This is a genomic window from Aquimarina latercula DSM 2041 (assembly GCF_000430645.1).
Taxonomy (GTDB): Bacteria; Bacteroidota; Bacteroidia; order Flavobacteriales; family Flavobacteriaceae; genus Aquimarina; species Aquimarina latercula.
In genome coordinates, this window is the sequence record NZ_AUMK01000004.1 from 114,354 (window position 1) to 128,149 (window position 13,796).

Consider the following 13,796-nt stretch of genomic DNA (forward strand, 5'->3'; position numbering starts at 1 on the left):
TTTAATTCTATTTTACTGTATCAATCTAGCGGTTGCTTCTTTCAATATATAATTACAGTGATCAACATCATCCGCATTTAATTCTAGTATTCCCGTTACTTCTATTATTTGGTCTGTTTTATAACCAGGTTTATTTTTAAAAATCACTTCTACAATAGTTTCAGGACCAGCTCCCCCGCAGAAAAAACAAGATGACATTGGATTTCTAGAAACCATAAAAAACTCTTCTTTATAAGAAAAATCTAAAAAATAACCCCTGATACTAATTTTGGATCCTTCATAAGACTTTATTTTAGGTCCAAATGTTGGTTTCAAAAAATAATCATCATAATGTACGTTATAAATATCTTGAAAACTAACATCTGTAAAATCATCCCATAACAATTTTTGCTGAGCCATAAGATGAAGTGGGATACTGAAGACCAGAAATAAAAATACTTTACGCATCGGCTAAAGTTTTAGAAATATTTAATTTAAATAAAGAATAAGAAGCAAAAATTGTAGCAAGTATTGTGGTAAAAAGTACTAGAGTGAATATAAAAAACTCTTCTGTATCAGGTATACTTATCTCCAATTGATACTGATATACCTCTGAAGCTAAGGTTGCAAATAGCAAAACACTTCCTCTACCTAAAATCCATCCTAAAATGCATCCAATGATGGATAAAGAAAGTGCCTCGTAAAAAACTAATTTCAGCAATTGAAAGTTCGTTGCTCCATATGTTCTTAATAAAGCTAATTCATGTTTTCTTTCTCTAACAGTCTTTATTAGGTTAGTAAAAATACTTAACCCTGCTACAAGTAGTATTGCTATGGCAATTCCATTGATTGCCTGAAAACCAACACCTAAAAATCTCAATAATCGGTCAATCTCTAATTTTGGAAGTGCTGCCTGTAATGAGCTATTTTTATTGATAGATCTAGAAAGTTGCAAGGCCCCAATAGGGTTTCTGAAGTTTAATAATAAAGCTGTAATTTCTTTATGCTCTTCCTCGTGCTCTGTATGTTCTTCACCTTCTATGTGTTCTTCATCTGATGGATGCTCATGAACTTCCCAAATACTTTCAAGATTTGTTATAATAAGATCATCTACCACTGTTCCTGTAGACACTAAAATTCCACTAACTACAAAAGGTTTATCATCGTGAATATCAATTTCATTTTGTATCAACCCATGAGAACTAACAAAAGTACTTCCAACGCTAAGGTTTAAGTTACTAGCTACTTTACTACCCAATACCGCTTCAAAATTTTTCGTGTTTAGTTTCCCTTCTTTACAGGTAGCATTATATTTAAGTAAATACTGACTAGAAGTTCCTAAAATCTTATAACTTTTATAATTATCACCATAAGAAACAGGTATAGCTTCCTTTATCATAGGATTTTTACTTATCCTTAAAGCTTCATCTAGAGATATATTTCCAGTTGGGTTATCTATGTGAAAGATAGTCGATAATACAAGTTGCAAAGGACTTCCTTTTGCGCCAACTACCATATCAAATGGTTTACTATTTTTCTCTAGATGATGATTAAGCTGTTTGCTTATTTGTAAAACAAAAGTAGCTAACAAAATACTTAACGTTAATAGCAAAACGCTAAGCATTGTATTAAGAGGTTTTGAAATGAGATTTTTAAACGCTAAGTATAACAAATTTAGAGGATTATATGTTTATCAAAATGTGGTCTAACTCTTTGATCATGGGTGATAATGACCAAATTACTTTTGCAAATCTGAGCCTCTTTTTTTAATAAGGAGATGACCCTCTCACAATTCTTATCATCTAAATTAGAAGTAGGTTCATCTGCTAAGATTACCTTTGGTTTATGTATAATCCCAAGAGCAATGGAAAGTCGTTGTCTTTGACCCTCGCTTAATTCTTGAACTTTCTTATTCCTAACATCAATTAAATCCAATTTCTCTATTAATCCTATTCTCCTTTCTTGATCTATTGTTTTTTTAGACAGTTTCTCACGAATTTTAATGTTCTCTAATAAACTTAAAGACTTAATAAAATATGCTCTTTGAAAAATTATTCCTATATGCTTACCTCTGAAATTATTTAATTGATTTCTTGTAAGTTGTTGCACACAAGTATTACCAATAAATACATTTCCTTTTTTTGGAACTAAAAGACCAGCCATAATATGTAACAACGTAGTTTTACCAATACCTGAGTCTCCCAAAATCAAAGCATTTTGTTCAAATGATAAATCTATGTCTGGAAAATAAAAAGTATTAGTTTTTGTGTTCTTATATGCAAACCTTAACGATGTCGTTCGGATCATAAAAAAGTTTTGTCAAAAATAAATAAATATTATTAACGCAACAAAGTTGCGTTTGTAAATTATACACTATCTTTGCCCTCATTAAAATATATACACTTTTACTTTGAATATTTTACAAATACGCAGCAACTCCGATACCTTAGGTATTATAGCCAGTAGCTTATGTTTAGCACACTGCTTAGCAACTCCTTTTTTATTTCTAGCCAATACCGGCTCCACCTTATTTCAAGATGGACATTCTTTATGGTGGAAATCACTGGATATTATTTTTTTAGGGCTTTCATTTATCGCAATTCGTCAAACCACTAAAACCACCACAAACCATAGAATAAAATATGCTTTTTGGTCAGCTTGGACGATGTTGTTATTTATTATAATGAATGAAAAACTATCAATTATACCGCTTCCTGAAGAAGTTATTTACGTAGTATCTTTAATATTAGTAGGATTACATTTTTATAATAAGAAGTACTGCCGTTGTAAAGATGAAAAATGCTGCACAAATTAATGCATAATGAGCACTAAGAATCAAAACGAAATAGAATTAATTGGAGATGCGCATATTTCCAATTCAACAGAAACTCCTTTACGGGCAAATGCTTTTGACACATCTGATGAAGACAAAATTAAAAACATACAACATCATTTTGCTGAAATCATGAAAGAGTTAGGACTTGATCTAACCGATGACAGTCTCTCTGGAACTCCTTACAGGTTTGCGAAAATGTATGTAAAAGAACTTTTTTACGGTCTAAATCCAAAGAACCGCCCTAAGACTTCCATTTTTGAAAATAAATATGGATATCAGAAAATGTTGGTTGAGCAAAACATCAATATTGATTCTTCTTGTGAACATCACTTTTTACCAATTGTTGGTACCGCACATGTGGGATACATTCCTAAAGAAAAGGTAATCGGGCTATCAAAAATCAATAGATTGGTAGATTATTATGCCCATCGTCCCCAAGTACAAGAAAGATTATGCTTACAAATTTTAAAAGACTTACAAGAAACTCTAGGAACTGAGGATGTGATTGTAGTAATACAGGCTAAACATCTTTGTGTTTCCTCAAGAGGAATTAAAGATAAAAGCAGTTTTACGACTACCATCGAATATAGAGGAAAGTTTATTGAACCGGATACTAGAAAAGAATTCTTTGATGTTATAAACAAACCTTTTGAAAGTATTTAAATGTTAGAAATCATTAAGTAAAAACCAATAATGAGATATAAACTAACATTACTTTTGCTTTTCACTATTTTTAAGTGTTTTGTTTCTTTTTCCCAAAATGGGAAAATTATAGAAAAGGAAAGGTTAATTTTAAGTGATTCTATAATTACCAAAATTCACAAGGCTGATTCAGCCATGATTAAAGCACTTAAAAACATTGAATTTTTTCGAATTACATATCTATCAGACTCTCTTAAAGTTAAAGGTTTTATCGCTAAACCAGTTCAGAAAGGTAGTTTCCCTTGTATCATTTCAAATCGCGGAGGTACAGGTGAATTCGGGAAATGGAATGAGACTGGAGTGGGTTTCTTTTTAGGAAAACTTGCTAGTTGGGGATATGTAGTCGTGGCAAGTCAATACCGAGGTAATGATGGTGGTGAAGGACAAGAAGAAAGAGGCGGAAAGGACGTAAATGATGTACTAAGTCTTGTTAACACTTTAGGAGAAATTGATAATGCCGATACATCGAGAATTGGAATAGAAGGTGCTAGCAGAGGAGGTATGATGACATATCTTTCACTTAAAAAAACATGTCAATTCAAAGCTGCCGTTGTCCTTGCGGGTGCTGCTAATGCTTTCGAACATCTCGTACATAGACCCGATTTTGAAGAGAATGTATATGCCAAGGTTATTCCTAATTATTATGAAAATAAAGAAAAAGAACTCAAAGCACGGTCGGCAGTATTTTGGGCTGATAAAATGTGTAAAACAACTCCAATGTTAATAATGCAAGGTAGCGCTGACTGGCGTGTTCCAGCAACAGAATCACTAGAGTTATTGAACAAGTTGTATGAATATAAACATCCAGTTCGTTATATTTTATTTGAAGGAGCTGATCACCGAATATCAGAATTTAGAAAAGAGTTTTTTGCCCAAACCAAAAGCTTTTTTGATTTTTATGTAAAAGAGCTTAATGATTTACCAAATATGGAGTTACATGGCAGATAACCTTCTTTTATTTAAAAGATGGATTAGTATTAAAAGTGTTGTATTGTTATTCGGAAATATAATCCCCGTCTAATCCAGTGGTATTTTACTCCTTTATTAATCTTCTTTAACCATATAAAATTTTACTTTTTTATTAAAACATGGAAGCTATAATTACAATTGTTGGTTTTTTGGGAGCTGGAAAAACGACACTTTTGAAGCATTTGGTAACAAGCTATATCAAGAATAATTGGAACCCTTTTATTGTTCTAAATGATTATGAAAATGCAAATCTCGATGCACTTCAGCTTATCGATAAAATTGATCCTAAATGGATAAGAGCCCTTACAGGTAGTTGTATTTGCTGCAGTGGTATTAATGAATTGAGAGATCACGTAAACCGAATTCCAGTACGTACTAATGGAATTACTTTAATCGAAGCCAATGGCACTTCTGATGCATGTGCGCTAATGGAGTTCTTAGGTGTTGGACTTAACGATAGATTCTTACCCCCTATCCAGATATCCGTTGTTGATGTAAAAAATTGGCAAAAAAGAGGAGAATATGATGAGCTAGAAGCAAATCAAGTACAAGTGTCTTCATTGATTATCCTAACTCATCTTGAAAAAACAACTAAAAATAGACAAACTCTTGTTAGGAAAGAATTAAAAGCACTCAACCGATTCGCTAAAATTATGACAATGGATGAAATTGATGCCACACTGCTTCCTGAATTTTTGCCTTCTAAAAACATCGCTCAAAAACTTGATCATCAAAAAGCACATTGGTCTTCTTGCTCCACAGATCTGCCAGATCTGCCCAACTTAGATTGCATATATACTATCTGCAATGCATTACCAAAAAGTATACTAAGGGTAAAAGGTTGCACAAAAATTGGAGACGAAAAAAAGTATACTTATTTTGAACGTAATCCAGATGGTCAAGTTTTTATTCGACCATTTAACGGCATACCTATCACAGGTCCAAAACTTCTTACTGTAGGACCGGGAAGTGAATCTTCATTATTAGAAAAAGTTATCCAAACTAGTCTTAAAAAATAAAACTAAGACCCTAGTAAAATAAAAAAGAGTATCGCAGTAAATAGACAATATGCTCTACATATTCTTTATAAATATACCAATCTATTTCCAAAAATGAATCAAATAATATTTGTGCTAATACCACAGAATTTTAAAATCCATTAACATAATATTAACGCAACAGTGTTGCAAAAACAAATATTATAATTAAGTTTGCAACATAGTTGCTTTAAATACTCTTTTACAGTATAAACTATATGTTTTTTGATCAATTGTATAATTTGATTAAGGAACAAAAAGGGCTTAACTCTCAATTAAAAAAAACTCATATGCTTAAAGCAATAAATCTCACCAAAACATATGGTAAACATCAAGCACTTAGCCAATTAAATTTATCAGTTGATAAAGGAGAAATATTTTGTTTACTAGGTCAAAACGGTGCCGGAAAAACAACTACTATTAATTTATTTTTAGGCCTAATTGAATCTACTAGTGGCGAAGCTTTAATTAATGGAGTTACCGTTACACCCAATAATAACAAAACCACTAACATGATTGCATACATCCCTGAAGTTGTGCAATTATACGGTAATCTATCTGGTACTGAAAATTTAAACTTCTTCAGTAGATTGGCGGGTTTTAAATACTCAAACAAACAGCTTTCTGACTTTTTATCAAAAGCAGGACTACAAGAAAACGCACATCAAAACAAGCTATCCTCCTACTCCAAAGGGATGAGACAGAAAGTTGGTATTGCCATTGCACTTTCTAAAAATGCGGATTACATCTTCATGGATGAACCCATCTCAGGTTTGGACCCCAAAGCCACACTTGAGTTTACCAAAATTTGTAAAGAATTAAGCAATGACGGCAAGGCTATTTTTATGGCTACTCATGACATTTTTAACGCAGTCAATGTAGGAACAAAAATTGGAATTATGAAAGAGGGACAACTTGTACATACTTCCAATACCGACTCTATAACCGCAACTCAACTACAAGATTTATACTTAAAAACTATCTAAACGTAAAACAAATCAATTAACACACAATGAAACTTTTTAGATTATTACCCACCCTTTTATTTATATTATTTGGTTGTGCCACATTTGCACAAGTAAAAGTAACAGGAACCATCGTCGACGCCGAAAATACTCCAATAGTCGGAGCTACCATTTTATTAGAGAATTCTGAAAATAATTTTGGAAAACTAACTAATAGATCTGGACAATTTGAAATAGATGCTCCTTCTGGCAACTACAACCTAGAAGTGAGATATTTAGGATTTCAATCCTATAAGAAAAGTATCGAAATAGGTGATGATTCTACATTTGACGTAGGAACTATTCAATTAGAAGCAGGTACTGAGCAATTACAGACTGTCGAAGTTGTCGGTCGTGTAAGAAAAGATTACAATAGTGATTATTCCTTTTCTGCTACCAAAATAGCTATTAAAAATAAAGAATTGCCTCAATCGGTAGCTACAGTAACTAAAGAACTTATTGATGATCGTCTAGCATTTCAATTACCAGATGCTGTCAAAACAGTAAGTAGTGTATCAGCGACGGGATTATATAATCATTATAACATTAGAGGTATAACTCAAGCTGATGACGGACAAATGCTTAATGGAATGCGTACACGTCAATATTACTTTTTACAACCTATTACATCTCACCTTGAGCGTGTAGAGGTTATCAAAGGGCCTTCTTCAGTAACTTTTTCTAGTGCAGATCCTGGTGGAACTGTAAATATGGTAACTAAAAAACCATTGACTGAAAAAAGAAATTCAGTAAGTTTAACAACAGGGAGTTTTGGAACTTTAAGAGCGACAGCTGATTTCACAGGACCATTGAACGAATCTAAAACTTTATTATATCGTTTTAATGCGGCTTTTCAAGAAGCAGATTCTTTTAGAGATGTTGTAAATAACAATGCTATTTTAATCACTCCTTCTTTAAGTTATATTCCTAACGATAAGACCTCACTTAATGTTGAAATGATTTACAATAACGCCGAGGGTAATTTAGACAGAGGTCAGCCAATTTTTGGTGCAATTAATGGCGAGTTTGATTTGAATAGCACACCAATCACAAGAAACGTAGGTGCATCAAACGATCACTATAAAACTAAAGAACTCATATTTATGGCTAATTTTAGTCAAAAGTTTACTGAAGACTTTGGCTTTAATGCACAGTTCATGAAACAAACTTGGGATGAAGATTTAGCTGAGCATAGAGTTGATGGTACAGCCGTTGATATTGATGGAAATGTGATTCCTACACTTGCTAGAATGCGATATGACAAAAGACAACAATTTTGGGAAACAGATAACTTTAGTGCCTATTTTAATTATGACATCAAAAAAAATAATATTACCAATAAATTATTGGTTGGATACGATGCTACGAGATGGGAAAGAAAAATTGGAGCTGGATTCCTTCGTGCAAGAAGATATCTAACAGTTGATGGAGGTCAGGCTAATTATGACCCAACTAACCCTGGTAATTTTCAACAAATGGTTGTAGATGGTGTAACTATGCCTGTACCAGCTGTTCCACATTTTAATTTAGAAAACCCTTTTAATGGAGCCAGAAATACAAATAGTTACAATCTTGCTGAATTAACAATTCCTGCAAATTTAAACACTTCAAACGGTATCTATATTCAAAACCAATTCAAAATTGGAAAATTATCAGCATTAGTAAACTTAAGGTATGAGTGGTTTACAGACATTTTTGATTACAAAAATGATGAAGAAGAATTTAAAACTAGTGCTTTTGTACCTAGACTTGGTGTAACTTATGAAATTACAGATGATATTAGTGCGTATACAACATATTTAGAAGGATTTCAACCACATACGAATACAGTATCATTATCTCCAACTGCAGAAGGTTTTTTCTGGGCAGCCTCACCAAGTAGATTCGATCCATTAGAAAGTAGTCTAATAGAAGTAGGTGCTAAAGGAGAATTTTTAAATGGAAAAATCTTTGCCAACTTCGCAATTTTTAATGTTACTCAAAAAAACATCTTGCTAGGAGACACCTACGATTTAGATAATTTAACAACAAGAGGAGAACAAAGAAGTAGAGGTTTTGAAGCAGATATATCAGGTTATATACTACCAAATTTACAATTAACAGCTTCTTATTCTTATACAGATGCTACAATTGAAGAAGATGCTATCGCAGAATTTATAGGAGCTCGAATCGGTGGGGCTCCAAAACATAATGCAAATTTTTGGGGGAGATACGATTTTAATTCAATTTCATTTTTAAAAGGAATTGGAGTTGGTTTAGGTGCACAATATGTAGACGAAAGATTTACGTGGTACAATCCTACATACGATACCAATAGAGTATTATTACCAGAATACACAATATTTGATGCAGCTGTATATTACAAGCCTAGTTACATCAATATGCAGTTAAGCCTAAAAGTAAACAACCTATTTAATGATACTTATTGGTTAGGTGGTCTTAACCCTTCTAGACTAGGACCAGGTGCTCCAAGAAATATTTTGTTAAATGCAACGTATACATTTTAAAGAATGAAACCGATATGATTGGATCAATCATATCGGTTTTATATCACCATTGACAAACAATAAAAGCGAACATATGAAATGGGTTAATATTAAGTTATTCGTATTAAACTTTTGGCATAATGCAACAACTCCCAAGAGTTTCTATCTATTGTATTCCATTTTTATAGTATTAACGTGCTATGCCGCTGTTAGTGGTGTGAAAAATCATATTACACAGAATGAAATTCGATTAGATCATCAAGTCAAAGCTAGACAGAGTTGGGAGGCTAACCCAGATAAGCATCCACACCGAATGGCTCATTTTGGAACTTTTGCTTTTAGAATAAATGCTTCCTTAGGAATATTTGATCATGGGTTAGAAAGTTTTACTGGGAATACAGTTTTTTTAGAAGCCCATCGACAAAATAGCGTAAACTTTTCTGAAGCTACTTTTTCTACAGGTATGCTGCGATTCGGAGAATTAAGCTTATCATTATTATTACAGCTAGTACTTCCGTTGGTCTTGTTTTTTTTAGGATTCTCTAGTGTTGCAAAAGATCGCCAGAATGGAACGCTAAAAATGTTATTGTCCCAAGGAGCTACCTGGAAAGAGATCTTATTCGGAAAATCTCTCGGACTTTTTGCTATTTCTATGTTGTATTTTATTCCCGTTTTTTTGACAGTAATTATTGCCCTTTTGATTTATGGACAACAAGGTGCTAATGATTTTCTTTGGCTACGGTTATTATTCATAAGCTTTGGCTATTTAGCTTTTCTATTTATTATATCAACCTTAACCATCATTGTTTCTGCAAGCACCCATACTTCAAAAGGTGCTTTACTTAGGTTATTAGGTATTTGGTTACTATTAGTGGTGTTATTACCAAAATCTGCACAAGCTATGGGTAATTATTGGTTTCCTACTCCTAGCAAATTAGCATTTCAATCTGCTATTGAAAAAGAAGTTATTAAAAAAGGTGATAGTCACAATCCTAATGATCCACATTATAATAATCTAAGGGACTCTGTTTTAAGTGTTCATAATGTTAAAAAAGTAACAGATTTGCCTTTTAACTACTCAGGTTTTGTTATGAGAGAGGGAGAAAAAATAACGGCTAATTTGTATCGAAAGCATTATAAAAAATTGATCTCTATTTATAACAGTCAAAATGATGTAACCCAGTTTTCATCATTTATCAATCCTTTTACTGCTATCAAACAATTATCCATGATAATGTCAGGAACAGATTTTTCATCTTATATTGATTTTCAAGATCAAGCCGATACGTATCGTTATCAGTTAGCTCAAACTATGAATGAATTACAAATGGAATATATAAGTCCAAAAAAAGAAAGTGGATCTGAAGGAAAAAAACATGTAGTTGATCATGAACATTGGTCAGAATTTAAAGATTTTAGACACCAACCAATGAATTTTTCTAAATCAATTAAAGAAGCTTCTCTTACATTGATCTCCATAACATTATGGATGTTATTTGTCTTCTGGTTATTGTTATTCACATCAAAAAAAGCAAAAGCTATATGACAACGTTAAAGTTATTTTTACAGCAATGTATCAGATCTAAAGAGGTCCGGATAAGTTTATTGCTTATTACACTTTTAGGTATAATTAGTATTGTTATTGGCAATAAACATCTGGAGAGACAACAAGATGCAATAGCAGAAGTAAAATCATATCAAGCACAACATTTTGATCGACAAGTAGCGCTGCATAATGAAGACTTAGGGTTATTACTATATTATGCAAAATTCGCCTATATAAACAACTTAAACCCATTAGCTGGACTATCCATTGGTCAGTCAGATGTGAATCCTACTGTAAAGCGAATTACTATTAAGACTTTTGAAGCTCAAAAATATGATACTGATTTGGTAAACCCAATGAATTTACAATCCGGTAATCTCGATCTATCATTTGTAATCATTTATTTATTTCCATTATTAGTCATTGTGCTATCTTTTAATGTTCTTTCTGAAGAAACAGAAACTGGTACTTGGCGATTAGTAACCATACAAGCGAGATCTAAATTAGGGTTCATTATATCAAAGCTTTTAATCCGAATGCTATTATTATATACTGCACTAATCGTTCTTTTTTTCATAGCAAAACTAGTGCTTAATCTAACTTTTGACCGTAACTTATTTTGGATGTTAGGGCTATCAATGTTATATATCCTATTTTGGTTTACGCTTACTTTTTTTATCATTATTTTCAAGAAATCTTCTGGTTTTAATGCCTTATTACTTTTATCAGTTTGGCTAGTACTAATCATTCTTTTACCTGCTGGCATTAATGCATATGTATCAACGAAATATCCGGTCCCAGAAGCATTAAGCACAGCTATAGCACAGAGAGATGGGTATCACGTTAAATGGGATACCGATAAATTAGCAACTATAGAGAAGTTTTACAAACACTATCCTCAATTTAAAAAATATGGATATCCTACAGATGGGTTTAACTGGTTATGGTATTACGCCATGCAGCAAATGGGAGATGATGACTCTAAAAATCAACAAGAAGCTTTAAATGAAAAGATAAAGCTACGTGAACAAACCAGTAATCAAATTGCATCAATAATTCCAAATATGCATATACAACTAGTTTTTAATCGATTATCTGGGACAAGTATGAGTCAACAAATGGATTATCTAGAAGCTACTGATGCGTATCATGAAAAACTAAGATTGTTTTTTTATCCAAAAATATTTGAAAAACAACAAGCAGAGACTATCGATTGGAAACAATTTACTCCAGAATATTATGAAACAAACGTTAAGGTATCACCTGTAAGAAGTATGATTCCAATTGTAGTTGCATCCATATTTATGATTTTGATTTCAATACCAAGAATAAGACGTTTATAATTCGAATAGTAAGCTTTATGTCTCTTTACATTGTTGGTATCATACCAACATTCATAATAGTTTCACCTTTATTAATAGGAGGAGTACCAATCATATAAAGGATCATTCCATTTTGTGATGCCTTAATATTTTCTAATGTATTGCCAAAAAAATCAGTTATATACCCAACTGGTTCTCCTTTTTTAATAAAGTCCCCTGCTTTTTTATCAGAATAAAAAAGTCCAGTTGATAGACTTTTAATTGTAAATCGCTTCGCTACGATTATTGGTTTTGTGGAAACAAATTCGTCATTAGAGCTAGAGCTCATCATGTTAAGATGAACTAATAACGAAAACATTCCATCAACAATTCTATTCGTTTCCATTTTATCAGGAATCCCCAATTTACCACACTCAATATCAACCGAAGGTATTTTACGATGAAATGCTTCTTGTGAACAATACAAACTAGGTGTCTGGAGTCGTTCCTTTTTAATATTAAAAATGATAGTATAATCAAAACCCATTGCTAAAGCCATTTCTTTTCCTTTTCTAGAAACTTGTGGGAGCGCTTCGCTCTGATACCATGCATTATAAGAACGTAAATCTTCTGGTGCATCCCCAGCATGTATATCAACAAAGAAATTAGATCTTGCGATTACTTCTTTGGTAAGTACATCTGCCATGCGTTCGGTTATAGATCCATTAGCATCGCCAGGAAAAGAACGATTTAAATTCTTATTATCCAATGGATTTAAAAATGGGCTTCTACCTAAAAAAGCCGGCACATTAGCTATTTGCACTAAGATAATAGTACCTGATAACTTTATTGGATCTATTTTTTGATTCAATTGCTGAGCGGCAAGAATAGGTGGATATTCATAGCCATGAACTCCCGCTGTGATTCCTAAAACAGGCCCTGATTTTAATCCATGAAATATAGTAACAGGAATATATGTACTATCCTTATCACTAACTACAGGTATTTTGAAATTTTCTTTAGTTCCTGGTTTGATAGATTTATTTTGAAAAATAAAAGAATTTTGTGCTATCCCATTAGCGACAAAAAAAATAAAAACGTATAACAAGAGTCTTGTGTTGAGCATATAAACAAAGATAATTAAGCTTATACAAAGTAAATTATAATAAGCTTTTATACATCATTATTATAATATAAAGTTTTGGTAAGTTTTATTAAAATTATGAAAGCTATTATAAAATACATAGACTATTAAGGTGATTTAAAATTTAGATATGAGTAAGAATTTTGTTAGTGATATAGCGTTTAGTGCAGAGGTAAAAAAGCGACAGGAAGAAATGGGATCCAGAAAAACTTATCAAAAAATGGCAGAACGTCGTGACTGGCAGGATGAGATAAATGATAGTCTTAGATCTTTTATCAGTTTAAGAGATTCATTCTATATGGCTTCTGTAAATGCTAATGGGCAACCTTATATTCAACATCGAGGTGGACCTAAAGGATTCCTTAAAATATTAGATAAAAAACACTTAGCATTTGCTGATTATTCTGGAAACAGGCAGTACATATCAGTTGGTAATTTTGACACTAACACTAAAGTTCATCTTTTTTTAATGGATTACCCTAACAGGATGAGAATAAAAATTTGGGGAGAAATTGTTACTCACGAACCAAATAACCCACTTTTACAACAGGTACTTGATGAAAATTATACCGCCGAAGTAGAACGTATAATAAAAATTAAAGTTAACGCGTGGGATATCAATTGTCCTCAACATATAGAACAAAGATTCACAACCGAAGAATTTCAACCTCGTGTAAAACAACTTGAAAATAAAATAATCGAATTAGAAAAACAGTTAAAGGAACTTCAAAAATAGAACTATAAAAAAGGATAATTAAAAACTAATTATTTTTCCGCTTTTATATAACAAAA

The 13,796-nt window shown here is 32.2% G+C and carries 13 protein-coding genes; 9 read left to right on the top strand and 4 right to left on the bottom strand.

The window, feature by feature from the left end:
- Positions 1-12: 12 nt before the first annotated feature.
- Genes H526_RS0104545 through H526_RS0104555 form a run of 3 tightly spaced genes read right to left on the bottom strand, consistent with a single transcriptional unit; the run spans position 13 to position 2,286 of the window.
- On the bottom strand, positions 13-447 hold the full coding sequence (locus H526_RS0104545) for a hypothetical protein (protein ID WP_027391896.1): 435 nt from the start codon (positions 445-447) through the stop codon (positions 13-15).
- Positions 440-1,603, bottom strand: a complete 1,164-nt coding sequence (locus tag H526_RS0104550) for an ABC transporter permease (RefSeq protein WP_051335977.1) — start codon at positions 1,601-1,603, stop codon at positions 440-442. Before H526_RS0104550 ends, H526_RS0104545 begins: the two co-directional genes overlap by 8 nt.
- Positions 1,604-1,653: 50 nt before the next feature.
- Positions 1,654-2,286, bottom strand: a complete 633-nt coding sequence (locus H526_RS0104555; RefSeq protein ID WP_027391898.1) for an ABC transporter ATP-binding protein — start codon at positions 2,284-2,286, stop codon at positions 1,654-1,656.
- Positions 2,287-2,389: 103 nt separating this feature from the next.
- Here H526_RS0104555 and H526_RS0104560 point away from each other — a divergent pair, with 103 nt between their 5' ends.
- From H526_RS0104560 to H526_RS0104595, 8 genes are all read left to right on the top strand, one after another.
- The gene (locus tag H526_RS0104560; protein WP_233557601.1) at positions 2,390-2,794 is read left to right on the top strand and encodes a MerC domain-containing protein; all 405 of its coding nucleotides are present in this window, start codon (positions 2,390-2,392) and stop codon (positions 2,792-2,794) included.
- A gap of 6 nt (positions 2,795-2,800) precedes the next feature.
- Positions 2,801-3,478: a GTP cyclohydrolase I FolE gene (folE, locus tag H526_RS0104565; protein ID WP_027391900.1), complete on the top strand. Its 678-nt coding sequence runs from the start codon at positions 2,801-2,803 to the stop codon at positions 3,476-3,478.
- 30 nt (positions 3,479-3,508) lie between these two features.
- On the top strand, positions 3,509-4,465 hold the full coding sequence (locus tag H526_RS28320; RefSeq protein ID WP_051335978.1) for an alpha/beta hydrolase family protein: 957 nt from the start codon (positions 3,509-3,511) through the stop codon (positions 4,463-4,465).
- A gap of 140 nt (positions 4,466-4,605) precedes the next feature.
- Positions 4,606-5,505 (top strand): GTP-binding protein, encoded by a 900-nt coding sequence (locus H526_RS0104575; protein WP_027391901.1) that lies wholly within the window; start codon positions 4,606-4,608, stop codon positions 5,503-5,505.
- Positions 5,506-5,813: 308 nt separating this feature from the next.
- Complete coding sequence (locus tag H526_RS0104580; protein ID WP_027391902.1) at positions 5,814-6,509, top strand: ABC transporter ATP-binding protein; 696 nt, start codon at positions 5,814-5,816, stop codon at positions 6,507-6,509.
- Between the two features lie 26 nt (positions 6,510-6,535).
- Positions 6,536-9,034 carry a TonB-dependent receptor gene (locus H526_RS0104585; protein ID WP_027391903.1) on the top strand — a complete coding sequence of 833 codons (2,499 nt, stop codon included), beginning with the start codon at positions 6,536-6,538 and terminating at the stop codon, positions 9,032-9,034.
- Positions 9,035-9,107: 73 nt separating this feature from the next.
- Positions 9,108-10,559, top strand: a complete 1,452-nt coding sequence (locus H526_RS0104590; protein ID WP_027391904.1) for an ABC transporter permease — start codon at positions 9,108-9,110, stop codon at positions 10,557-10,559.
- Positions 10,556-11,902 carry a DUF3526 domain-containing protein gene (locus tag H526_RS0104595; RefSeq protein ID WP_051335979.1) on the top strand — a complete coding sequence of 449 codons (1,347 nt, stop codon included), beginning with the start codon at positions 10,556-10,558 and terminating at the stop codon, positions 11,900-11,902. The genes H526_RS0104590 and H526_RS0104595 overlap by 4 nt, the downstream gene beginning before the upstream one ends.
- Positions 11,903-11,927: 25 nt before the next feature.
- Here the strand turns inward: H526_RS0104595 and H526_RS28325 are convergent, their stop codons facing one another.
- Complete coding sequence (locus H526_RS28325; RefSeq protein ID WP_081415553.1) at positions 11,928-12,986, bottom strand: succinylglutamate desuccinylase/aspartoacylase family protein; 1,059 nt, start codon at positions 12,984-12,986, stop codon at positions 11,928-11,930.
- A 148-nt stretch (positions 12,987-13,134) separates the two neighbouring features.
- Between H526_RS28325 and H526_RS0104605 the strand changes: the two genes are divergently transcribed.
- Positions 13,135-13,740, top strand: coding sequence for a pyridoxamine 5'-phosphate oxidase family protein (locus tag H526_RS0104605; protein ID WP_027391906.1), 606 nt, complete (start codon positions 13,135-13,137; stop codon positions 13,738-13,740).
- The last annotated feature ends 56 nt before the right edge of the window (positions 13,741-13,796 follow it).

What these genes read in the sequence shown, in the direction of transcription:
- H526_RS0104545 (WP_027391896.1), bottom strand. Translation starts at nt 447, where the DNA reads ATGCGTAAAGTATTTTTATTTCTGGTCTTCAGTATCCCACTTCATCTT.
- H526_RS0104550 (WP_051335977.1), bottom strand. Translation starts at nt 1,603, where the DNA reads ATGCTTAGCGTTTTGCTATTAACGTTAAGTATTTTGTTAGCTACTTTT.
- H526_RS0104555 (WP_027391898.1), bottom strand. Translation starts at nt 2,286, where the DNA reads ATGATCCGAACGACATCGTTAAGGTTTGCATATAAGAACACAAAAACT.
- folE (WP_027391900.1), top strand. Translation starts at nt 2,801, where the DNA reads ATGAGCACTAAGAATCAAAACGAAATAGAATTAATTGGAGATGCGCAT.
- H526_RS28320 (WP_051335978.1), top strand. Translation starts at nt 3,509, where the DNA reads ATGAGATATAAACTAACATTACTTTTGCTTTTCACTATTTTTAAGTGT.
- H526_RS0104575 (WP_027391901.1), top strand. Translation starts at nt 4,606, where the DNA reads ATGGAAGCTATAATTACAATTGTTGGTTTTTTGGGAGCTGGAAAAACG.
- H526_RS0104580 (WP_027391902.1), top strand. Translation starts at nt 5,814, where the DNA reads ATGCTTAAAGCAATAAATCTCACCAAAACATATGGTAAACATCAAGCA.
- H526_RS0104585 (WP_027391903.1), top strand. Translation starts at nt 6,536, where the DNA reads ATGAAACTTTTTAGATTATTACCCACCCTTTTATTTATATTATTTGGT.
- H526_RS0104590 (WP_027391904.1), top strand. Translation starts at nt 9,108, where the DNA reads ATGAAATGGGTTAATATTAAGTTATTCGTATTAAACTTTTGGCATAAT.
- H526_RS0104595 (WP_051335979.1), top strand. Translation starts at nt 10,556, where the DNA reads ATGACAACGTTAAAGTTATTTTTACAGCAATGTATCAGATCTAAAGAG.
- H526_RS28325 (WP_081415553.1), bottom strand. Translation starts at nt 12,986, where the DNA reads ATGCTCAACACAAGACTCTTGTTATACGTTTTTATTTTTTTTGTCGCT.
- H526_RS0104605 (WP_027391906.1), top strand. Translation starts at nt 13,135, where the DNA reads ATGAGTAAGAATTTTGTTAGTGATATAGCGTTTAGTGCAGAGGTAAAA.